The following is a 21,957-nucleotide window of genomic DNA, read 5'->3' as shown; positions in this document are numbered from 1 at the left end:
TCATTGCTGGAATGGCGGTCCTCCCTTCGTGCGAGTGACCGGTGCCGCCCTCCCCTCCCTCTTCGCCTGCACGGCACACGCTGCCTGACGCGATCCTGCTGGTGACCTCGCTGGGCTGCACGATGACCGTGCTGGAGACCAATGCCGTCGCGGTCGCACTGCCCAGCATCGCGCGTGACCTTCACGCCGGATTCGCCGATATCGAGTGGGTGATCAGTGCCTACATCCTGTCCTTCACCTCACTGCTGCTGCCCGCCGGTGCTGTCGCCGACCGCTACGGCCGCCGCCGGGTGCTGCTGATCGGCATCAGCCTGTTCGCCCTCACTTCTCTGCTCTGTGCACTGGCGCCCGGTGCCACCCTGCTCTACCTGGCGCGGGCACTGCAGGGCATCGGTGCTGCTTTCCTGCTGGCGCCCTCGCTGTCGATCATCGGCCACACCTACCACCAGGGGGCCGCCAAAGACACCGCATGGGCGTTCTGGGGCACAGCCATGGGCGTGATGATGGTGCTCTCGCCACTGATCGGCGGCCTGCTGTCCGCGCTCTGGGGCTGGCGCGCGGTGTTCATTGCGATCCTGCCGTTCCTGGGCCTGCTCGGCTACGGCACGCTGCGCTGGATACCCGAGTCGTCCGACAGCGCGGTCCGCCCGCTCGACCCGCCCGGCATCATCACCTTCAGCGTTGCCATCTTCGGCATGGTGTTCTTCCTGGTCGAAGGACTGGCAAAAGGATGGTCATCGGCGCCGGCGCTGAGCGGGCTGGGCCTGGCCATCATCATGGCCGCCGCCTTCGTCATCGTTGAGCGGGCACGGTCACATCCCATGGTCGATCCCGGGCTGCTGGCCAGTCCACGTTTCGTCGGCGCACTCATTGCCATGGTCGGCTATTCGGTCAGCGCACAGGTGATGGCGTCGATGCTGCCGCAGTACCTGCAGAACGGCATCGGCCTGGGCGTACTGGCTGCGGGTGCCGGCATGCTCCCGTTCGCTGCGGCGATGCTGCTGTTTCCCAGCGTGGGCCGCCGGCTCGGTCGCCATCTGAACAGTCCGGCGGTGCTGGCGATCGGGCTGTCGATCACGGCCGCGGGCAATGCCGTGGCCGGACTGGCCGCGTGGCAGCATCTGCCGTGGCTGGCATTCGTCGCAATGGTGGTGATCGGTGCCGGCGGCGGCATCCTCAATGGCGAGACATCCAAAGCCATCATCGGCGCGGCACCGCGCGAGCGGGCTGGCATGGCCTCCGGCATCAGCGCGACCACGCGCTTTGTCGGCATCCTGCTCGGATTCACCGTGCTGTCCAGCGCCTTGAGCCTGGGCATCCGCAACGCACTGTCGGCTGTGGGTCCCGCGCGCGATGTACTGTCGATGGCCGATGCGATCGCTACCGGCACCTTCACCGGTGCGCGCAACATAGCCTTCGCACAGGCGATCTACAGCCACGGATTTGCCAGTGCACTGTGGACGTCGGCCATTGCCGCGCTGCTGGCCAGCCTTGCGGTGTTGCTGCTGGGCCGTAGTCCCGCACAGCGATGACGCTGGAGCGCGGATTACGAAGTTGGCCGGGGCAGCCACGCTGCCCCGACCGTGGCGGCCCCGGGGAGAAGGCCGCCGATGATCGTCAGGCCGCCTTCATGGCGTGCTTGCGCGCCCGCATCACGTTGTGGCATTCCTGCACTTCGGGCAGCAGCTGGGTAACTTCCTGGCGCACGGCCGGCGGCAGTTCGTTGTCCTTCAGCACGTCCTTGAACGCGCCAAGCAGCCGGTCTTCCGACTCTTCCAGCTCGGCCACGTAACCATAGTTGGTGTCGCCGAATGCAGCGCGCACCTTGCCGTAGAACTGCTGCATCGACCCGACCATGGTGCCGTGCTCGGCGGGCTTGCCGCCGCTGGCGGCGACCGAACTGCTCAACGCGGCGACGATGCGGCCCTTGACGCCGGCAATGCGGGTGAACAGGGCCGACAGTTCGGCATCCTTCACCTTGGTCGCAGCTTCTTCGTAGAACGACTTTCCGTCCCGGGCAATCTCGATCAGGTCGTTGAGGCGATGTTCGATGGTGGACTGGGTGCTCATGGAATCGCTCCTGTGTGCTCGATGGTCTATGGAGAATGACAGCGCGAGTGCGTTGCCTTCGGGATCACTGTGGAGGTTTGAATGTGCCGGTTGGGTGAGTACGAATTGATGCATGCATCACCACCCTCAACGCGTCCTGACTCCTTCATCCCATCGCATTTCCGCGTTCACGGCATCTGAGCAGAACGCCCACGATTCACCAGGGCGCGATGACGATGATCAGCGCCACCAGCAGTGCGATGGCAAGCACCAGCAACAGCACATGCCACTGCTTCCACGTGGGTTTTGGTTTACCGGGGGTATTCATCGGATGTCTCCTGGAGTCTGTCATCGGCCCGCAGCCAGACTGAAGCAGGGCACCCCCGGTGCGCGTCGCGGTTTCGTGCATGGCTTGTGCATGAACGCTGTATCCAGCGCGCGACGATAACGCGTCCATAACGTAATCGAGTTGTAAACGGAATGTTAGGTTCCTTCCGATTCCGCACAGCGGAGTTTCAGATCGGTTTCCACGCAGCTATGCGGAAACCCATTCAACTGGATTTGGAGAGAGCCAAATGCATTACAAGTACACCCTGCTTTCCCTGGCAGTGGGCACGGCCCTGGCCGCCGCCTGGTCACCGGCCGCGCATGCGCAGGATGACGACGACAAGACGCCGAAGAACCTCGATCGCATCCAGGTTACCGGCTCTGCCATCCGCAGCGTGGATATCGAAACGCAGCAGCCGATCATCGCCATCACCCGCACGATGATCGAGCAGCAGGGCTTCACCACGATCGCCGACCTGCTGCAGAACCTGACGTCTACGGGCGCGCCGGCGATCTCCCGCGCACGCGCATTGTCGTCCGGTGAAAATGTCGGCGGTTACTACGTCGACATCCGCAATCTGGGCGCCACGCGCACGCTGGTGCTGGTCAATGGCAAGCGCCTCGGTGCGACCACCAGCGGCCTGCAGGATCTCAGCCAGATTCCGATGAGCGCGGTGGAACGCATCGATGTCCTGAAGGACGGCGCCTCCTCGCTGTACGGTTCGGATGCGATCGCTGGCGTGGTCAACATCATCACCCGCAAGAACTACGAAGGGCTGGAAGTGTCCATGCAGCACGGGCAGTTCAGCCAGGGCGATGGCAAGGACAGCACGTTCTCGCTGGTGACCGGCGCCCGTGGAGAACGTGGCGGATACACCCTCGCACTGGAATACCAGAAGTCGGATCCGGTATTTGCCCGCGACCGCGAGTTCTCCCGGTACGGCGGCGCCGGCCCCAATTACCCAGGCGCGGACTGGAGCAACATCAGCCAGAACGGTTCGTGGTGCGACCCGGCGCTCTACAAGTGCAACACCGGTGACGCGGTGTTCAAGACGCTCAACCGTGGCGGCGACCCGAAGAATCCGAACGACTACCACCCGATCACGCCGGCTGAGTTCGCCAACGGCAACGACCAGATGCACCTGCAGACCGGCATCGAGCGTCGCTCGCTGTTCCTCAGCACGGACTACGCGCTGAGCGACCAGATCAAGTTCGCCGCCGACATCGGCTACAACGAGCGCACCACCGACCAGCAGATCGCGGGCTACCCGTACCAGTCGACCAAGTTCGGCACGCCCCTGGACGCAGCCAGCGTATTCAATCCGCTCGACCACGGCATCGCGTTCAATCGCCGCCTGTGGGAAGTGCCGCGCACGACCGAAAGCAAGCTGAAGTCGCTGCGCATTGCACCAAGCCTGTCCGGCTACTTCGAACTGGGCGCCAAGACGTACGACTGGGAAGTCGGTGCGCTGTTCAACCGCAATGAAGTCACAAAAACAGGCCGTGGCGACATGAGCCTGATCGCTTCCCGGCAGGCATTGGGGCCCTCCTACCTCGATGCCAACGGTGTGGCCCGGTGTGGCACGGCGGCATCGCCGGTCACGGGCTGCCTGGCCTGGAATCCTTTGCTGCCATACGGTGTCGCGGGGGCTGGCTCTCTCTCCGATCCCGAACTGCAGCGCTTCTTGTTCCCGACGTTCAACGATACCGGCATCACCAAGACCCGCAGCTATTTCGCCAATATCTCCGGGCCAGTGATCGAACTGCCTGCCGGTGACCTGTCCGTCGCTCTGGGTTACCAATACCGCAAGGAAGAAGGCCGCTTCGTGCCCGACGCCTTTGCCCAGTCGCGCCAGAGCACGGCGCTGGGCGCGTCCACCACCTCGGGTGAGTACAGCCTCAATGAGTTCTTCGCCGAAGTGAACGTGCCGGTGCTGCGTGACCTGCCGTTCGCCAAGGAACTGACCGTGAACCTGGCCACGCGCTATTCCGACTACAGCAATTTCGGCAATACCACCAATTCCAAGGCCAGCTTCGCCTGGCGCCCGATCGAGGAATTGATGATCCGCGGCACCTTCGCCGAAGGCTTCCGCGCACCGAGCATCTCCGACCTGTATGGTGGAATGGGGACCAGCTTCGAAACCTATGTCGATCCCTGCGGCACCGGCGCCACCAACAGCGTCAACGGCAACGCTGCCTGCAACGCTGCCGGCGTCCCGCTGGGCTACCAGCAGCTGAACCAGAGCCTGAAGCCCTGTGCCAGCTATCCGTGTGCCACGCCCGACGAATTCACCACCGGCTCCAACGCGAAGCTGCGACCGGAAGAGTCCAAGAGCAAGACCGTGGGCGTGGTCTGGAGCCCGCGCTGGGTCGATGGCCTGGACATCAACCTCGACTGGTACAGCTACAAGATCACCAACATGATCATCGAGGACAGCGTCGACCGCATCCTGCGTGACTGCTACGTGCTGGGCAATTCCTCGCGCTGTGGCAGCATCAAGCGCGCTGGCGATGGCCACATCACCAGCATGTTCTACGGCCTGGCCAACCTGGGCTCGATGGAAACCGAAGGCTGGGACCTGGGCATCCACTACCGCCTGCCCGAGTTCTCGTTCGGCCGCTTCACCATCGACCTGCAGAACAGCTATGTCTCCAAGTACGACGAGGAAAACCAGAACTCGGCCGGCGACACCATCATGATGGGCCGGATCGGCCGGCCGGGCATCTTCCGCCTGCGCTCGAACCTGGGTGTGAACTGGCAGCTTGGCAACTTCAGCACGCAGTACACAGTGCGCTACTACTCCGGCATGGCCGAAAGCTGCGTGCCGAACCGACCGTGCTCGCTGCCCGATCGCTACGCCTACGGAGAACCGGATGCCCTGCGCAAGGTGGGCTCCAATGCCTTCCATGACATCCAGGTCAGCTACAAGCTGCCGTGGGACGGTACCGTGGCGCTGGGTTCGAACAACGTGTTCAACCACCAGGGCCCGATCATGTTCTCCAAGCCGTCCAGCTCCTTCCCCTACTACGGCGGCTTCGATATCGGCCGCACCGTGTACGTGAAGTACTCCCAGCGCTTCTGACGGGCATGTCCGTGCTCGTGGCCGGCGGAAGGGGAGTCCGCCGGCCACGATGCACACCACCTCCACCCAATCTCCATCGTTTTTCGACGGAATCTCCAAGGTTCCCGGCAACACTTGATGTCATGACGGCTAAGGAGCAGGACCGCATGGATCGCCACGCGCCCCGACGCTGCACACCCGTCTCCAGGTTCACCACTGAGTGTGGCGATGTGGCCGGGTTCCGACCCTCCGGACGTGCCGCCGCAAGGGAAGTACGAGATGACGACGGCAGTTCGCACCGGCCTGACCGACCTGGTCGCTGACGCGCAGCGGTACCTGCGCAGGATTCTCCCCGGGCTGGCCTCGGCAGTGCATCCACTTGCTTCATTGCACGCCATTCCCCACGCAATGGCATCGCGCTACCACCTCGCCGGACTGATGCTGTACGGGGAAACCCCCGCCATGCTCGCCGTGGCCCGCGAGCCCGGCGAATCCAGCACCCGTGTGATCCAGGATGTACGCTGCCTGCGCTCTGCTGCGAATGCACTGGTGCTGTACGTCTCGCCCTATCTCACACCGACCCAGCGCCGCTTCCTGGTCGAGAACCACATCGACTTCGTCGTCCCGCACACCCAGTTGTTCGCGCCCAGCCTGGCCATTGAGTTCCGCGACGACCCTGATCATGAGAAGAAGGCCATCTCGCTGCTGCCTTCGGCGCAGGCCGTGCTGATCCACGTGCTGCTGAGCGGCCAGTCGCGCTGGTGGTCGCCGCGCGAGATCAGTGCTGCCGCCGGCTACACCTCGATGACGGCGTCGCGCCTGTCTGCCGAACTGGTTGGTCGCGGCCTGGTTGAACGCTCCACCGGTGGCCGCGAGCGCTTCCTGAAGCTGGCCGGCAACCGCGACGAGGTCTGGGCCAGGGCGCAGCCGTTCCTGCGTTCCCCCATCCTGAAGGAAGTGGATGTCTGCTGGGGCCCGACCGCCGAGGCGCTCCGCGATGCCGGGCACCCGGCGCCGACGGCGGGCCTCGATGCGCTTGCTGACACGCCACCGCCCGCGATCGGCGGCACCCGCGCGCTGCACATCGATGCGTGGCGGTTGCTGGGTGCACTTCCCATGCCCGGCCCGGACTGCGTCCAGAGCGCACGGCTGCAGATCTGGGCCTATCCGCCGGCATTCACCAGCATCGGCGATGTGGTTGACCCGCTTTCGCTGTATCTCAGCCTGCAGGGCAAACGCGGCCATGATGCAGACGCGCTGGAACAGCGGGTGGAACAGGCGCTGAGCGGGAACACATACCCCGCATGACCGAAGCCCTAGGCGGGCTGCTCGCTCGGCACCGCAGCAGCGCGCCTGGCGCTGTACTCGGCGAATACCACGCCGGACACCGCCAGCAGGCCACCGCCCAGTACCCAGCCACTGAGCGATTCGCCCAGCAGCAGCACGGCCAGCGCGGCGGTCACGATCGGCACCAGGTTGAAGAAGCCAGAGACGCGCGCAGCGCCCAGGCGTGAAAGTCCGGTCATCCAGGTCAGCGGCGCCAGGATCGAGGCACAGACCGCCGCGAAGCCGATGCAACCAACGGCGGTCAGATTGCTCACCCCGGTACCGACCAGCAACTGCAGTGGCAGCAGAATCAGCGAGGCCGCCGTGGCCTGCAGGAACAGCGACTCCAGCACCGACAGCGGAATCTTCCAGCGCTGCATCAGCACGTTGTAGGCGGCGAAGGCCAATGCGCCGATCAGCATGATCGCGTCTCCGCGGTTCAGGCCCTGCGCCGCCAACCGTGCCAGGTCGCCCTGCGATACCACCGCCACCACGCCGGCGGTGGAGATCACCGCGCCAAGAATGGAAGTACCACGCACCGGATGGCCCATGAACACGCGTGACAGCGCCAGCGCGATCAACGGAATCAGCGCCTGGATCACCCCCATGTTGGTGGCCGAGGTGAAGTGCGCCGCATAGTAGGCCAGGCACTGGTACATCACCCCACCCAGGCAGCCCAGCACCAGGAAGCGGCCGAGGTTGGCGCGCACGATCGGCAGATTGCCGCGCAGCCGCGGCAACGCGAATGGCAGCAGGACCACCGCCGCGACCAGCCAGCGGAAGAAGCCGATATCGATGGGACCGACCGAGCCCGAAGCAAGCTTGGTCACGATGGTGTTCGCGCCCCACAGCAGGCAGGCGAAGATCGGGAAGAGATAGTTCACGCGTGCAGGTGTACGTGGGGGAATGGCCAGCGTACGCTTGGCGTATATTGAGGACATCCCGAAAATGCGCCACCCCGACCCCGGCTTGCGGCAATCGATGGAGCCGATCCCCACCTTCCGCCAGCTGCCCGGCCCGATCTACTTCCGGCAGGGCGCGATGGAGCCCACGGACTGGGGCACGCACAGCCATCCGTGGGGTCAGTTCAACTTCGTCGCGCAGGGGGTGATGGAGATGAAGATCGACGGCGAGTGGATGGTGTCGCCGCCGCACTACGCGATCTGGATTCCAGCAGGAATGGCGCACTATTCACGCAATCGCTCGCAGCTGGCCTACCGCTCGGCCTATCTGTCGGCGGCGCTTTCACGCCGGCTGCCCACGCGTTGCAGTGCGCTGGAAGTCAGCCCGCTGCTGCGCGAACTGCTGCATGAACTGGCACGACAGGGCGTGACCGATCCGCAGACACCGGTCCAGCGGCGCATGGCCGCCGTGGTGATCGACCAGATCGTCAATGCCGCTGTGCTGCCCAGTTTCCTGCCGATCGCCAGCAGCGATGCCTTGAAGCAGGTGATGGCGTACATGGAGAAACACCTGTCGGCGGCCGAATCGGTTGCCGAGATCGCGCGGCGGCACCACATGAGCGTGCGCAAGCTGGAGCGCCTGGCACGCAGCGAACTGGGCATGTCGCTGGGCGACTGGCGTGGGCGGGTGAAGTTCGTGCGCGCCACCGAGGCGCTGTGTACACGCCGGCCGATCAGCCGGATCGCCGAAGAGCTGGGCTATTCCGGCGTCAGCGCCTTCGCCGAGATGTTCAAGCGGCACGCGCAGTGCACGCCGGATCAGTACAGGAAGCTGCATCGGGCGGGGTGAGCGCGGCCTAGAGAGCGACCAGCAGGTCCACAAGCAGCCCCGGCAGGAACAAGGCGGCCAGAACGCTGGCCAACAGGATCAGCAGGACCTTCGCCGTCAAGGGGCGACGGCGCGGATTGCTGAAGTACAGGTGCAGATCGCGCAGTTCATCTTCCAGCTCCTTCCGCACGCCTGCGCTCTGTGCACCGGGTTCGAGCAGCTGTCGCTCAAGCGCCTTCAGGCGCTTCATCAGTTCACGCGGCGGTGTAGCCCGCAGGATCAGCTGATTGAGCTCCTGGAGCCGGTGCGCCTGCGGCATCAGCGCTGCCACGAGATCATCCGGCGGAAGCCGTGAGACCCGTCGCTGGGCATCCGCATCCATCTCAGCCTGCAGCACATCGCGTTGCCGCTGCAGTTCGGCCAGGGAGGTGCGGCGCTGCCACATGAGGAGGCACAGGATTGATGGGTGGCGGGCAGTGTATCGCCCGGCGCCCCGGGAAGGTTGTCGATTTCCCGCCCCATCGTTCGTCGGAGAAGGAAAGGCGGGTCTTTCAGCCTGCAGGAGTGCCCCGATGTGCCCGATCCTCACCGCCTTCGCCACCTCTCCCGACCGCGGCCAGGGCCTGGCCCGTGACATGCGCGTACGCTGGGCGCTGGAGGAACTGGCCGTGCCCTATGACGTGCAGCTGCTCAGCTTTGCCGAGCTGAAGCAGCCCGTCCACCTGGCGCGCAACCCCTTCGGGCAGATCCCCACCTGGCAGGACGGCGACCAGGTCCTGTTCGAATCCGGCGCAATCGTCCTGCACCTGGCCGAACAGCATGCCGGCCTGCTCCCCGCTGATCCGGACGCACGCATGCGCGCGATCATGTGGGTTTTCGCTGCGTTGAACACGGTGGAACCGCCCATCGTCGAACGCTCGATGGCCTGGGTGCTGGAGCGCGATCAGCGCTGGTATGCACAGCGTCTTCCGATGCTTGAAGAGCGCGTGCGTACGCGGCTGTCACAGCTGTCGGCCTGGTTGGGCAGGGCGGCGTGGCTGGATGGCGACTTCAGCGTGGGCGACCTGATGATGGTCTCGGTGCTGCTGCGCCTGAAGAGCAGCGGCCTCCTCGACGAATACCCGCAGGTGGTCGCCTATGTGGGCCGTGCAACGCAACGCCCCGCCTACCAGCGTGCGTTTGCCGCGCAGCTGCAGGTGTTCCGGCAAAGCGCAGACGCGCCATCACCGACGGATGACTGAGGCAGCCGCCTTCGGCACTCGAAGGTCCCGGCCGCGCGGAAACCGGAAGGCAGCCGTGTCGTGTATACACGGGCTTCACTGCCTGTGGGCTCCGATCGCGGGGGGCGGACACCCTCAAGGACTTCACTGTGAGCACTTCCTCGCACTCGCTTGCTTTCCTGCTTGCGCGCATCCTGTTGATGGCACTGTTCCTGGTCTCCGGCCTGGGCAAGCTCGGCGACCTCAGTGGTACCCAGGGCTACATGGAAGCAATGGGAGTGCCCGGCATCCTGCTGTGGCCGACCATCGCCTTCGAGATCGGCAGCGGCCTGTGCATCCTGCTCGGCTTCCAGACCCGGCTGGTATCGATCGTCCTGGTGGGCTTCAGCCTGGTCACCGCCTTCATCTTCCACCACAACTTCGGCGACCAGACCCAGCAGATCATGTTCCTGAAGAATCTGGGCCTGGCCGGTGGCTTCCTGTTGCTGGCCTGCACTGGAGCCGGGCGCTACAGCATCGACGGCCGGGGACGCGGCGCATAGGTACCGGCCAGCAGGCTCGCCACGCTAGCGACGGAGCTCCGCCTCCGGCGCCAGCGTGTGGACCACCTTGCCCTGCGCATCGAGGAACTCGATTGCCCCGTAGCCCTCTGGCGTGACGGTCAACCGCAGTCGCGGCCGATCCGCCTTGTCATTCAGTGCAATGGCCGGCGTTCCATCGGCGCCGACCACCAGGCCGATGCGGGTCGGCGCCTGCACACCGGGAATCAACGCATTCCCGAGCGCGGGTTCGCGTATCAGCTTCGGTGCCTGGTTGATCGAGAAGCTCACTTGGCCATCGGGAGACACCCGCCATCCGATCGCATCCATCGCCGGATGATCCAGCGCCAGCACCGCCATGCCGCCGTCGACATCAGCGGTGCCGAAACCACCGCGCTCGCTGCCCTTGTCGTCGTACAGCACCATGCCGGCCACGTTGAAGGCGCGCTTGTACTGGATGCCATCGATGATCGGCGCCGGCGTCTTCCCGGACAGCGTCATGCGGATCACGCCCTGGTCATCGACGATATCGATGCGACGCGCGGTGATGCGCTCGCTGTCGGGCGTCCCGATCCGCGTCTGCGGAGCCTTGTCAACGATCAGGCGCTGCAGGGTTTCCACCGAAGGCCGCTTGGGCGCTCCGGCATCTTCGGCCGCACGCGCCGGAATGCTGTGGAATGCAATCAGCAGGACCAGCGCGCAGGCAGGGCGCATCATGCGGCCTCCAGAGCGGCGTGCACCGGGCGCCGGCAGGCCGCCTGCACCAGCATCAGCTGTGCCACCAGGATCAGCATCGCGCAGCCGGACAGCAGCCATGGGTCGATGTACCACTGCGTATTGAAGCTGAATTCGCCGGCGGAGATTCGCTTCCAGCCGTTGAAGTGCTGCATCGCCGCGACCACGAACGCGAAACCACCCATTGCGTTCGAAAGCCACGGCACGACGATGCCACCCGGCCGTGCAAACATCATCAGTAGACCCAGCACGCCGATGACGGTGCGCTGCACGCGGCAGTAAGGGCAGACATAGGCCAGCCCACTCCATTCCACCGACCAGGCCAACAGGCTGATCAGCACCGCTGCCGCCCCCGCGACGTACAGGACCCTCGGCGCGATCGCCGTGCTGCCGTTATGTGCCATGCTGTGGCTCTCTGCGGTAAGGACCCGCGCAGGGTAGCGCGGTTGGCCCTCGTACGGTTCAGCGCAGCGGATCGGCGGCCACACCCTCGCGGGTGATCTTCACCGGCAGGATGTTCCCCTGCGCATCGAATTCCAGGCGTTCTATGGCGGTCTGCCGATGGTCGCGCGTGGTGTCACCCAGCGGCCGGCGATGGTAGACGATGTACCAGCGGTCGCTATTTGGCACCTTGATCACCGAGTTGTGGCCGGCACTGGTGGCGATGGCCTCGTCCTGCTGCAGCACCTTGCCGATGCGCTTGAAGGGCCCGGTGGGTGTATCGGCGATGGCGTAGGCCACCGAGTAATCCGGGCCACCCCAACCGCCTTCGGACCACATGAAGTAGTAGCGGCCTCCGCGCCTGAACATCAGCGGGCCCTCCACGTATTCCGGCGCCGGGGTGATCTCCTTGAACAGCGAACCATCGGTCAGCGGCAGCACACCGGTGAAATCATCCTTCAGGCGCACGATGTTGGCGTGCTTCCAACCGCCGTAGATCATGTACCAGGCGCCATCGTCATCCTTGAAGACGAACTGATCGATGGGCTGCGCACCATTATGAAAAGCGCCGACCAGCGGCTTGCCCAGCAGGTCTTTGTAGGGCCCTTCCGGGCGGTCGGCCACCGCCACGCCGATGCCACCCAGCTCGCTATCGGTCTTGATGTCGTTGGCGGCGAAGAAGAAGTAGTACTTGCCGTTGTTTTCCACGACGGACGGCGCCCACATCGCGCGCTTCGCCCAGGGCACGTTCCTGGCGTTCAGGACGTCGGCATGCTTTGTCCAATGCACCAGATCAGGCGACGAGAAGGCATCGAACGTAATCTGCGCATCGTAGTCCGCCGAGGTGGTTGGAAATATCCAGTAGCGGCCTGCAAATACCGCCGCTTCCGGGTCGGCATACCACCCCTGCAGGATCGGATTACCCGAGGTGGCCGGCGGCGCGGCGTGCGCGCCCGTTGCCAGTGCCACTGCCATGCAGGCGGCCATCATCCACTTGCTCAACGCCATGCCGTGCGCTCCCGTGCTGGATGGATGGGAGCATATTAGATCGATTCAGATGCGGATTGCGAAGGCAGCCTCACCCCATGGGCGGGAATGGGACGAAGGCCTCAGGCTTTCTTGATGACGGTGCGCTTGCCGATGCTGCTGGTCTTGCCCGCTGTCGGCCTGGCCAGGCCAGGAATCAGGAAATCGGTGACCTTGTGGCCCATCGATACCTTGGCGGCCAGCCAGCGCGGCATGCGGCCACGGCCGGTCCAGGTCAGGCGCTTGTATTCCGGATCGCGGTATTTGGCCGCGACCTTGCCGGTTTTACGGCGGGCGGACTTGCGCGCAGGTGCGGCGGTTTCTGCGGCTTCATCGCCGAAGAGCTCTTCGATGGTGTAACCAGCTTCGGCGGCAGCGGCCTTCAGCAGGCGGCGCACGGCCGCGGCCGGGCGGCGGGTGGTGATGAGCGCTTTGCGCTGTTCGGCCGCAGCCACCAGTGCGCCCAGCTCCCGAAGGCTGAGCGATTCGATATCGATAGTCATGCGGGGAAAGGTCTACTGCGGCGGGCTGGGTGTCAAGTTTGGTTTATAGGTGCAGCAACTTGCCGACGGCCACCCTCTGCAGCCTGCCGGCATGAGATCGGGATAATTTGATTAGTTTCATTCTCGGCCATCCCACGGAATGACAGAATGTCATGAATCCGATCCCCCCTAAATGATGATGCGTCAAGGATTAGCCGGATTCAGGAACGTCTCGATTCATGGCGATACCACAAGGAAAGAAGGATGATCTCCGGAACGCTTACTCAAGAGCATCATCTCCACGCACTTCGCCTGCACCGGCGGAAGGCGGTAAAGGTGCTGGTAGGGGTCCTGCTGGCATGTGCGGTGATCGGCGTTGTCGCTCTTGCCACGGACCATCACTTCTCTGGCCTTATCCTGGTCTGCGGCGGCGTCGGTGGCGCGATCAGTGCGTTCGCCCAGTCCAGGCTGACCCTGCCCCGTCAGGTGGCCAAGATCCACCGTCAACAGGCGAGTCTGCACGCCCACTACACCTATAGCTGGGACGAAGAGTGGCTCAGCGTTGCGTCCGAGCATGTGCAGGCCAAACGGCGGTGGTCGGATTACGCCAAGGTGCGGGAGAACGAGGAAGTGCTGCTCCTCTGCCACTCGGACGTCATGTTCGAGGTTCTCCCGAAAGCATGGTTCAACGGCCAGGCGCAGATGGATGAATTCCGGAGATTGGCCTCGCGCGCGGCGGGCTGAGCGTATCTACCGAACGTTTGAAACATTGCAGCTCTCCAATGAACACGTCACAGTTCGTTGCGTATAACGGAGACAGCGCATGCAAGGGAAGACTCATCACCTCAGGATGGCAGCGACAGGAATCACATTGCTACTGGCCGCCTGTACCTCCGTCGGCGACATGCGACGCACTGGACACGTCGCGACATTCTCGTCCGATCAGAATCCCTTGGCTGCGGCCACTTGCGTACGCGATGCGTGGGGAGAGGTGAGCATTGGGGGATCGCACTGGCAGTACGTCATTGAGCCCCGTTCCGATGGCTACTCCGTGTCCACTTCCAACGGCGGCGTCCCGGCAGAGTTTGTTGAGATCACCCCTCAGGCTGGAGGAGGAAGCGAGATCAAGTTCTACAGCAAGTTCCTGAAGCGCCGGCAGGCACGCTACATCGAGGCCGCCACGCAATGCGGTGCCCGCACGAAGTAGATCGAGCCCGGCGAACATCCCCGATTTCATGAGTCCTGATGGAAAGCCATCTCGCCATGACCAGCGCTCACTCACTTTCTTCGTGGATGCCACTGAACATCAATAGACGCAATAACTGCTCCAAATCCAGCATCAATAACCCTTGCTAGACGCTCTTGGACTCCGCCGGAGATCAGTGTGGTGGGCCCATCAGGATTCGAACCTGAAACCAAGGGATTATGAGTCCCCTGCTCTAACCGTTGAGCTATAGGCCCTGCGCAGCGCCACAGTGTAGTGGACCGCCCCCCCGCCCGGCTACTCAGGCATCACTGCCAACGCATTGGCCACCTGCTCCAGCCGCACCTCCGCAATCTCCTCGAAGTGCTGCATCTGGCGTAGATGCGCCTGAAAGAGCGCGACGGTTCTTCGCGCCCCTTCCAGCCCCGACTGCTTACTGCCACCAAACCCATCAACCAGTTCCGAGCCAGAAAGCGTCAGCAGCGCATCGTGCGCCGGGCGAACCCAAGTCGATCCTCGCGCTCATCCTGCAGTACCTCATCCCGGTCCAGCAGCGGCGTGAAATCGTCTCGCGGGGAATCGGGCGCGTCGTTCTCTACATCGTTCATGGCGTAGCTCCAGATACAGGACTAACCAGAGCAGCAGTGCGTACATGGCGCCTACGACCTGCTGCGCGTCTGCATCGGTGCCGGTGATGTCCGGCCCGCCCACGTGATGTGTTGAGCATCTGCCCGGCCAGACTGCGGCCGCCATTGAGTGAATTCAAATGGCATATGCGACAGGCGGCAGTTCCCCGGGGCATTGCCCGGTTCTACCGAGTGGTGAATTATGGGACGAATAGTGTTACGTAATTCCGGCACTCACCGCGTCCCAATCGCCGACGGCATTCCGCAAATCATTGTTTGGAGATGAATTCCACGCGACCTTGGAGGCTCGGTCGCCGGAATAGTGTTACGTAATCAATACGAATCCCGTTACGAATCCGCCGGCCACGCCCCACCGCCACCAAAGAAAAACCCCGCCGAAGCGGGGGTTCTTCTTGACAGAACCACTTGCCGAGCATGGGCTCGGCACTACCTGGAAATCAATCGATATCCAGGAAGCTGCGCAGCTGCTCCGAGCGGCTCGGGTGACGCAGCTTGCGCAGGGCCTTCGCTTCGATCTGGCGGATGCGCTCGCGGGTCACGTCGAACTGCTTGCCGACTTCCTCAAGGGTGTGGTCGGTGTTCATGTCGATGCCGAAGCGCATGCGCAGCACCTTGGCTTCCCTCGGGGTGAGGCCGGCCAGCACGTCGCGCACGGTTTCAGACAAGTTGATGTTGGTGGTGTTCTCGATCGGGGACTCCACGTTGGTGTCCTCGATGAAGTCGCCCAGATGGGAATCCTCGTCGTCGCCGATCGGGGTTTCCATCGAGATCGGCTCCTTGGCGATCTTCATCACCTTGCGGATCTTGTCTTCCGGCATGTCCATTTCCTTGGCCAGCTCCTCCGGCGTAGCCTCGCGGCCGTACTGCTGGAGCATCTGGCGGGAAATGCGGTTCAACTTGTTGATCGTCTCGATCATGTGCACCGGAATACGGATGGTGCGCGCCTGGTCGGCAATCGAGCGGGTGATCGCCTGGCGGATCCACCAGGTGGCGTAGGTCGAGAACTTGTAACCGCGGCGGTACTCGAACTTGTCCACGGCCTTCATCAGGCCGATGTTGCCTTCCTGGATCAGGTCCAGGAACTGCAGGCCGCGGTTGGTGTACTTCTTGGCGATCGAGATCACCAGGCGCAGGTTGGCCTCGACCATTTCCTTCTTGGCCTTGCGCGCCTTGGCTTCACCGTAGGCCATGGCACGGCTGATTTCCTTCAGCTCTTCCAGGTCCAGCTGGGTCAGCTTCTCGATGTCGATCGTCGCCTGCTGTTCGGCGATGATCTGGTCCTTCACTTCGCGCAGGGCCGACGACCACTTCTGCTTGCGCTTCAGTGCGTCTTCCACCCACTCCAGGTTGGTCTGGTTGCCTTCCCAGGAACGGATGAAGTCCTTGCGCGGCATGCGTGCAGTGACGGTGGCCAGGTTCAGCACGCGGCGCTCATGGGCCTTGATCGACGCCATGGTGTCGCGCAGCTGCTTGGTCAGCACATCGGTCAGCGGCAGCGGCAGCTTCAGGGTGACGAACACCGCCGACATTTCTTCGCGCAGGCGCGGCAGGTTCTTCTTGTCGCCCTTGGTCGCGGCCTTCTTGAAGGCGTTGAAGGCATCGCTCAGCGCCTGCATGCGCGCGGCGACTTCCTCCGGATCCGGACCGGTCGGTGCGGCTTCTTCATCGCCACCGTCGACATCGTCGTCCTCGTCCTCGTCGCCTTCGGCGTCGGCATCGGCGCTGTCATCGGCAGCGGCCGCCGGCGGTGCCGGCTCTTCATCGGTCAGATCGTTGAAGCCGACGATCACTTCGGCCAGGCGCTTCTTGCCTTCCTTGTGGGCTTCGTAGTCGGTCAGCAGCGACTCGACCGAGACCGGGAACTGGCCCAGGGCCGCCTGGACCTGCGAAAGGCCTTCCTCGATGCGCTTGGCGATGGCGATTTCGCCTTCGCGGGTCAGCAGCTCGACGGTGCCCATTTCGCGCATGTACATGCGCACCGGGTCGGTGGTACGGCCACCTTCGGTGTCGAGCGCGCTCAGTGCGGCGGCGGCTTCTTCGGCCGCGGTGTCATCGACTTCGCGGTTACCGGTGTTGCCGTCGTTGAGAAGCAGGGTTTCCACATCCGGCGCAACTTCATGGACATCGATGCCCATGCCGTTGATCATGCCGATGATGTCTTCGATCTGTTCCGGGTCGACCATGTCGTCCGGCAGATGGTCATTGACTTCGGCGTAGGTCAGGTAGCCCTGTTCCAGGCCCTTGCTGATCAGTTGCTTGATTTCGGATTGGGCAGGACGTTCGTTGGCCATGTAGTGCTCGCGCCACCGGCTAGGGAGAAATAGGGAACGTAGCATTATACCAGCCCGGGGCCCGGCCTGCCGGGCGGTGGTCCCGGCGGCTTAGGGCCTGAGAAGGAAGGTCACGGGACCGTCATTGACCAGGCTGACGACCATATGGGCACCAAATCGGCCCGTTTCCACCCCTGGCGCGTGATTTTCACGACAGATCTCGACAAATCGATTGAACCCGCGTTCAGCCTCGTCCGGCGGGGCGGCGCTGGTAAAGCTGGGGCGCATGCCCGACCGGGTGTCGGCGGCGAGGGTGAACTGGCTGACCAGCAGCAGGCCGCCGGCGGTATCGCGCAGCGACCGGTTCATCTTCCCGGCCTCGTCGGCGAATACCCGGTAGCCCAGCAGGCGCTCGGCCATTCGCTGCAGCTGGGTCTCGCTGTCGCCCGGCTCCATGCCGACCAGCGCCAGCAGGCCCGGACCGATCTGGCCAACCGCTTCATCATCGACATGGACGGCGGCCTGGCTGACGCGCTGGATCAGGACGAGCATGCGGGGGCTTCCAATGAACACGGCCGGCCACGATAGCAGCGCCCTTGGCTAAACTGGCGCCGATGAATCCGCAACGCAAAGCCCGGCTGGTCTACCGCGCCACCACCCTGTTCGCCCGCCTGCCCTGGCCGCTGCTGCGGGGAGTCGCCCGTGCCCTGTCCTGGACCTGGATCAGTCTCAACGCCCGTGAGAGCCGCGTCACCCGGCGCAACCTGGAGCTGGCCTACCCGGACCTGGAGGGCGCCGCGCGCGACCGCCTGCACCGGGAGCTGCTGCGCTCCACCGCCCTGCAGGCCATCGAAACCCTGCGACTGTGGAGCCAGGCGCCGGCCGACAACCTGCGCCTGCACCTGAAGCAGCGCCACGGCGAGGCCCTGTACGACGCGGCGCTGGCCAGCGGCAAGGGCGTGATCGTGGCGGCGCCGCACTTCGGCAACTGGGAGCTGCTGAACCAGTGGCTGGCCTCGCGCGGGCAGATCGCCATCGTCTACAAGCCACCGGAAGACGAGGCCAGCGATGCCTTCCTGCAGCTGGTGCGGGGCGGCCAGAACGTACAGCAGGTGCGTGCCGAAGGCCCGGCCGTGCGCCAGCTGTTCAAGGTGCTCAAGGACGGCGGTGCCACCGGCATCCTGCCCGACCAGCAGCCCAAGGCCGGCGATGGGGTGTTCGTGCCGTTCTTCGGCGTGCAGGCGCTGACCATGACCCTGGTCAACCGGCTGGCCGAGCGTACCGGCGCCACCGTGCTGTATGGCTGGTGCGAGCGCATCGGGCCGGACATGGAGTTCGCCCTGCACATCGAACCGACCGACCCCGCCGTGGCCGACCCGGACCCGCAGGTGGCCGCTACCGCGCTCAATGCAGGCATCGAGCGCATCGCCCGCCGCGACCCTGCGCAGTACCAGTGGACCTACAAGCGCTATACGCTGCGACCATCGGGCAGTGGCGAGGAAGACCCCTACGCGACCGAGGAACACCCGCACTGACGGCCGCTGCACTCAGGCCACCGGCCCCTGCGACCGGCGGCCGCACCACGTTGAATACGACGCCGGCGCCCCCATAGAGACTGCGATGTCCGCCTCCCCCGGTCCTGCCATGCCTGCTGCTTCTTCCCTGTTCGGCGATCCGGCCGCGATCCGCTGCGAGCGCGCGGTTTCCGAACTGCGTGCCGGTCGCCCGGTGCTGCTCCACGATGGCCAGGGCCAGCGCCTGGCGGTGATCGCGCTGGACAGCGCCACGGCCAGCAGCTTCGCTGCCTTCGCCAATGCCGCCCACGAGCGGCATTACCTGTTCCTGACCGCCACCCGCGCCCGCGTGCTTGGCGTGGAGGCCCCGCAGGGTGCGCGCCTGCCGCTGGCCGGTGTTGCCTTCGACGCCCTGCCCTCGCTGGGCTATCTGCGCGAACCGGGCCCGATGCCGAACGGCTGGAGTGCCGGTGACGCCTTCGACGCAGGCGCCGTGGAACTGGCCCGCCTTGGCCTGTTGCTGCCGGCCATGGTGGCGGTGCGCCTGGACGCCGAAGACCGCACCTTCGATGGCGCGGCCGAGGTGGCCCTGTGCGACCTCGCCGAAGGCGCAGCACATGCCGCGCATGATTACGAACTGGTGGCGCGTTCACCGGTGCCGTTGCGCGATGTCGGCATGACCACGTTCGCGGTGTTCCGTGGCGGCGTCGCCCAGCGTGACCAGGTCGCGATCATCGTCGGCGAACCGGACCTGTCGGCGGTGGTACCGGTGCGCGTGCACTCCTCGTGCCTGACCGGTGACCTGTTCGGCTCGCTCAAGTGCGACTGCGGCGACCAGCTGCGGCGCGGCCTGCGCAAGCTGAAGGAACTGGGCGGCGGCGTGCTGCTGTACCTGGACCAGGAAGGCCGCGGCACCGGCATCGCCGCCAAGATGCGCGCCTACGGCTACCAGCACGACGGCCTGGACACCATCGACGCCGACGCACAGCTGGGCTTCGGTGCCGACGAGCGCCGCTACGGCAGCGCGGTGGCCATGCTGCGTGGCCTGGGCATTTCGCGCGTGGCCCTGCTCAGCAACAACCCGACCAAGGCGCAGCGCCTGCGCAATGCCGGCATCGAAGTACTGGACTGCATTCCGGTCACCGGCGAGATCACCGCCGAGAACGAACACTACCTGCGCACCAAGGCCGATCGTGCCGGCCACATGCTGGATGTGGACGCGCTGATCCAGGCTGCCCAGTAACGCAGCCGACCTGCTACCGTCTGCGCGGTGCGGCCACGGCCGCCACCGCCCGCCCTGCCACCTGACGGAGCCCGCGTGACCGACGTTCCCCTTACTGCTCCGCCCACCGATGCCTGGCAGTCGCTGCCGCGCCGCGCCTCGCGGCTGGCCGCACTGGAAGGTGCCTTCGGTGGCCTGTTTGTGCCAGGCCTGCCGCTGGCCGCTGCATGGTGGTTCTTCGATCTGCCCGGTGGCGTATGGGTCGCAGCCCTCGGGCTGCTGGTGGGGGCTGCATGTGGTGCGTGGCTCGGCCATCGCCGCCTGGTCCGCACCCGTTGGCGGCTGGACGCACAGGGCCTGGGGCTGCGCCGCGACCTCATGTGGCAGCTGGAAACGCGAATCCCCCTGTCGCGCGTGCAGCACCTGGACCTGCGCCGCGGGCCACTGGAACGCCGCGCCGGTCTGGCCACGCTGATCGTGCACACCGCCGGCACCCGCATGAGCGCGGTGACCGTGAGCGGCCTGGACGAGGCGGATGCCGAGCGCCTGCGCGACACCCTGTCCCATCAGCTCGACCAGGACGCCGACGCCCTGTGAGCCTGCCACCACCTCTGCCTGCAGCGCTGCCCGCCGGTGGCGAGGACCACCGCCTGCATCCGTGGTCATGGTTGTTCGTACTGTTGATGCAGCTGCGCCATTACTTCCTGCCGCTGGTCGCGCTGCTGGTGTTCGGCCAGCGGGGTGACCGCGACCCGATGTGGGCGCAGCTGATTCCGCTGACGGCGATTGCCGCACTGGTACTGGTCTCGGTGCTGCAGTACCTCAGCTACCGCTACCGTATCGGCAGTGATGCGATTACCGTGCGCAGCGGTCTGCTGGCGCGCAACCGGCGCGAGATTCCGTTTGCGCGCATCCACAACGTGGAGGTCCGGCAGAACCCGCTGCACCGCCTGTTCGGTGTGGCCGAGCTGCGCCTGGAATCGGCCGGCGGCGTGCGTCCAGAAGCCGAAATGCGGGTGCTGAAGCTGGACCAGGCGCTGGCGCTGGAACGACTGGTGCGCCAGCGCGGGCAGGCGCCGCAGGCCGCCGACGTTGTCGCCGCCGCCTCGATCACCGAGGCCGACACCGAACAGGTACTGCTGCGCCTGTCGAGCTGGGACGTGGTGCGCATGGGGCTGCTCTCCAACCGTGGCTGGGCGCTGGCGATCGCCGCGTTCGGTGTCCTGTTCCAGACCGTGCCGCGGCCGGTGATGGACGATGCCCTCCAGCGCGGTGGCCGCGAGGCCTTCGGCTACGCCAGCCACCTGCACCCCGGCGTGGCCGGCGCGTTCCTGCTGCTGGCTGCGGCTCTGTTGCTGGGCTGGCTGGCGCTGCGCGTGTTGTCGGTGGTGCTGACCCTGCTGCGCTACCACGGCTTCACCCTCAGCGAGCAGGATCGCCGCCTGACCGTTTCGGCTGGCCTGCTCAGCCGCACCCGCAGCAGCGTGGCGCGCCGGCGCATCCAGGCCTGGACGCTGCGCGAAGGTACGTTGCAGCGCTGGTTCGGACTGCGCCAGCTGCGCATCGACAGCGCCGCCGGTGGCCCTGCGCGCGATGAGGACCGCGCCCTGCGCGAACTGGCACCGCTGGCGTCAAGTACGCGTTGCGAGCAGCTGGTGCAGCACCTGCTGCCACAGTTGCAGTGGCCACCCGCGCAGTGGCAGTCCATTCCGCAGCGCGGCTGGTGGCGGCTGTGCCTGGGCGCGCTGCTGCTGGTGCCGCTGCTGGCTGCGGCCGCGTACTGGCGCTGGGGCCCATGGGGCCTGCTGGTGCTTGCGTGGCTGCCGGTGGCGCTGCTGGTCGCGCACCGGCAGATGGCGCGCATGGGCTGGTACCTGGACGAGCACTATGTGGCGGTGCGCGGCGGCTGGTGGAAGCGCTGGTGGCGCTGGGCCGAGCTGGACAAGGTGCAGGGCCTGCGCCTGCAGCGCTCGCCGCTGGACAGGCTGCTGGGCACCAGCAGCCTGCAGCTGGATACCGCCGGCGCGCATGGCGATGTGGCGCTGACCCTGCACCATCTGCCGCAGGCACAGGCGCAACAAGTGATGGAGCAGCTGGCCGCAGCACTCGCGCGGCGCAAGCTGCGCTGGTGACGGCGGGGCCGGATCCCGGCCGCGCATCCA

Annotated in this window: 22 protein-coding genes and 1 tRNA gene; 12 read left to right on the top strand and 11 right to left on the bottom strand. The window is 65.3% G+C overall.

Annotated features, from left to right (window positions below):
* Positions 1-41 precede the first annotated feature (41 nt).
* Complete coding sequence (locus AC5P8D_RS13175; RefSeq protein WP_495203394.1) at positions 42-1,532, top strand: MFS transporter; 1,491 nt, start codon at positions 42-44, stop codon at positions 1,530-1,532.
* An 85-nt stretch (positions 1,533-1,617) separates the two neighbouring features.
* Here the strand turns inward: AC5P8D_RS13175 and AC5P8D_RS13170 are convergent, their stop codons facing one another.
* Positions 1,618-2,070, bottom strand: coding sequence for a PA2169 family four-helix-bundle protein (locus AC5P8D_RS13170; protein ID WP_010481259.1), 453 nt, complete (start codon positions 2,068-2,070; stop codon positions 1,618-1,620).
* A gap of 554 nt (positions 2,071-2,624) precedes the next feature.
* On the opposite strand from AC5P8D_RS13170, the gene AC5P8D_RS13165 reads away from it, so the two are divergent.
* The gene (locus AC5P8D_RS13165) at positions 2,625-5,459 is read left to right on the top strand and encodes a TonB-dependent receptor domain-containing protein (protein WP_197617730.1); all 2,835 of its coding nucleotides are present in this window, start codon (positions 2,625-2,627) and stop codon (positions 5,457-5,459) included.
* A gap of 258 nt (positions 5,460-5,717) precedes the next feature.
* Positions 5,718-6,746, top strand: coding sequence for an IclR family transcriptional regulator (locus tag AC5P8D_RS13160; protein ID WP_043397599.1), 1,029 nt, complete (start codon positions 5,718-5,720; stop codon positions 6,744-6,746).
* An 8-nt stretch (positions 6,747-6,754) separates the two neighbouring features.
* On the opposite strand, the gene AC5P8D_RS13155 is transcribed toward AC5P8D_RS13160, so the two are convergent.
* Positions 6,755-7,705: a DMT family transporter gene (locus tag AC5P8D_RS13155; protein ID WP_171954611.1), complete on the bottom strand. Its 951-nt coding sequence runs from the start codon at positions 7,703-7,705 to the stop codon at positions 6,755-6,757.
* A gap of 7 nt (positions 7,706-7,712) precedes the next feature.
* On the opposite strand from AC5P8D_RS13155, the gene AC5P8D_RS13150 reads away from it, so the two are divergent.
* Positions 7,713-8,516 (top strand): AraC family transcriptional regulator, encoded by an 804-nt coding sequence (locus AC5P8D_RS13150; protein ID WP_313509799.1) that lies wholly within the window; start codon positions 7,713-7,715, stop codon positions 8,514-8,516.
* A gap of 7 nt (positions 8,517-8,523) precedes the next feature.
* Here AC5P8D_RS13150 and AC5P8D_RS13145 read toward each other — a convergent pair whose 3' ends face one another.
* The gene (locus AC5P8D_RS13145; protein ID WP_019336342.1) at positions 8,524-8,940 is read right to left on the bottom strand and encodes a hypothetical protein; all 417 of its coding nucleotides are present in this window, start codon (positions 8,938-8,940) and stop codon (positions 8,524-8,526) included.
* A 127-nt stretch (positions 8,941-9,067) separates the two neighbouring features.
* Here AC5P8D_RS13145 and AC5P8D_RS13140 point away from each other — a divergent pair, with 127 nt between their 5' ends.
* Complete coding sequence (locus tag AC5P8D_RS13140; protein WP_019336341.1) at positions 9,068-9,736, top strand: glutathione S-transferase family protein; 669 nt, start codon at positions 9,068-9,070, stop codon at positions 9,734-9,736.
* 128 nt (positions 9,737-9,864) lie between these two features.
* On the top strand, positions 9,865-10,257 hold the full coding sequence (locus AC5P8D_RS13135) for a DoxX family protein (RefSeq protein ID WP_019336340.1): 393 nt from the start codon (positions 9,865-9,867) through the stop codon (positions 10,255-10,257).
* A 24-nt stretch (positions 10,258-10,281) separates the two neighbouring features.
* On the opposite strand, the gene AC5P8D_RS13130 is transcribed toward AC5P8D_RS13135, so the two are convergent.
* The 4 genes from AC5P8D_RS13130 to AC5P8D_RS13115 all read right to left on the bottom strand — a co-directional run bounded on the left by AC5P8D_RS13130 (position 10,282) and on the right by AC5P8D_RS13115 (position 12,959).
* Positions 10,282-10,968: a hypothetical protein gene (locus AC5P8D_RS13130; protein WP_317613733.1), complete on the bottom strand. Its 687-nt coding sequence runs from the start codon at positions 10,966-10,968 to the stop codon at positions 10,282-10,284.
* Positions 10,968-11,393 (bottom strand): hypothetical protein, encoded by a 426-nt coding sequence (locus tag AC5P8D_RS13125; protein ID WP_495203393.1) that lies wholly within the window; start codon positions 11,391-11,393, stop codon positions 10,968-10,970. Before AC5P8D_RS13125 ends, AC5P8D_RS13130 begins: the two co-directional genes overlap by 1 nt.
* A 58-nt stretch (positions 11,394-11,451) precedes the next feature.
* Positions 11,452-12,438 (bottom strand): glycoside hydrolase family 43 protein, encoded by a 987-nt coding sequence (locus tag AC5P8D_RS13120; protein ID WP_495203392.1) that lies wholly within the window; start codon positions 12,436-12,438, stop codon positions 11,452-11,454.
* Positions 12,439-12,539: 101 nt separating this feature from the next.
* Entirely contained in the window at positions 12,540-12,959 is a 420-nt protein-coding gene (locus AC5P8D_RS13115; RefSeq protein WP_043397532.1) for an H-NS histone family protein, read from the bottom strand.
* Positions 12,960-13,202: 243 nt separating this feature from the next.
* Here AC5P8D_RS13115 and AC5P8D_RS13110 point away from each other — a divergent pair, with 243 nt between their 5' ends.
* Both AC5P8D_RS13110 and AC5P8D_RS13105 read left to right on the top strand, forming a co-directional pair.
* Positions 13,203-13,682: a YcxB family protein gene (locus tag AC5P8D_RS13110; RefSeq protein ID WP_495203391.1), complete on the top strand. Its 480-nt coding sequence runs from the start codon at positions 13,203-13,205 to the stop codon at positions 13,680-13,682.
* A gap of 79 nt (positions 13,683-13,761) precedes the next feature.
* Positions 13,762-14,145: a hypothetical protein gene (locus tag AC5P8D_RS13105; protein ID WP_049452913.1), complete on the top strand. Its 384-nt coding sequence runs from the start codon at positions 13,762-13,764 to the stop codon at positions 14,143-14,145.
* A 178-nt stretch (positions 14,146-14,323) separates the two neighbouring features.
* Here the strand turns inward: AC5P8D_RS13105 and AC5P8D_RS13100 are convergent.
* From AC5P8D_RS13100 to dtd, 4 genes are all read right to left on the bottom strand, one after another.
* Positions 14,324-14,399, bottom strand: a tRNA-Ile gene (locus AC5P8D_RS13100).
* A 219-nt stretch (positions 14,400-14,618) separates the two neighbouring features.
* Entirely contained in the window at positions 14,619-14,750 is a 132-nt protein-coding gene (locus AC5P8D_RS13095; RefSeq protein ID WP_019338915.1) for a hypothetical protein, read from the bottom strand.
* Positions 14,751-15,226: 476 nt separating this feature from the next.
* Complete coding sequence (gene rpoD, locus AC5P8D_RS13090; RefSeq protein ID WP_010481200.1) at positions 15,227-17,080, bottom strand: RNA polymerase sigma factor RpoD; 1,854 nt, start codon at positions 17,078-17,080, stop codon at positions 15,227-15,229.
* Between the two features lie 90 nt (positions 17,081-17,170).
* The gene (dtd, locus tag AC5P8D_RS13085) at positions 17,171-17,611 is read right to left on the bottom strand and encodes a D-aminoacyl-tRNA deacylase (protein ID WP_495203390.1); all 441 of its coding nucleotides are present in this window, start codon (positions 17,609-17,611) and stop codon (positions 17,171-17,173) included.
* Positions 17,612-17,673: 62 nt separating this feature from the next.
* Between dtd and AC5P8D_RS13080 the strand changes: the two genes are divergently transcribed.
* From AC5P8D_RS13080 to AC5P8D_RS13065, 4 genes are all read left to right on the top strand, one after another.
* A complete protein-coding gene (locus tag AC5P8D_RS13080) occupies positions 17,674-18,594 on the top strand; it encodes a lauroyl acyltransferase (protein WP_010481197.1) in 921 nt (306 codons plus the stop codon).
* An 85-nt stretch (positions 18,595-18,679) separates the two neighbouring features.
* Positions 18,680-19,816: a GTP cyclohydrolase II RibA gene (gene ribA / locus AC5P8D_RS13075; RefSeq protein ID WP_495203389.1), complete on the top strand. Its 1,137-nt coding sequence runs from the start codon at positions 18,680-18,682 to the stop codon at positions 19,814-19,816.
* A gap of 75 nt (positions 19,817-19,891) precedes the next feature.
* Positions 19,892-20,392, top strand: coding sequence for a PH domain-containing protein (locus tag AC5P8D_RS13070; RefSeq protein WP_043397520.1), 501 nt, complete (start codon positions 19,892-19,894; stop codon positions 20,390-20,392).
* The gene (locus AC5P8D_RS13065; RefSeq protein ID WP_010481191.1) at positions 20,389-21,927 is read left to right on the top strand and encodes a PH domain-containing protein; all 1,539 of its coding nucleotides are present in this window, start codon (positions 20,389-20,391) and stop codon (positions 21,925-21,927) included. Before AC5P8D_RS13070 ends, AC5P8D_RS13065 begins: the two co-directional genes overlap by 4 nt.
* Positions 21,928-21,957 lie beyond the last annotated feature (30 nt).

The sequence above is a fragment of the Stenotrophomonas sp. YJH_SMC_101-4 genome (genome assembly GCF_059370395.1).
This window is presented reverse-complemented; position numbering and strand designations above follow the sequence as displayed.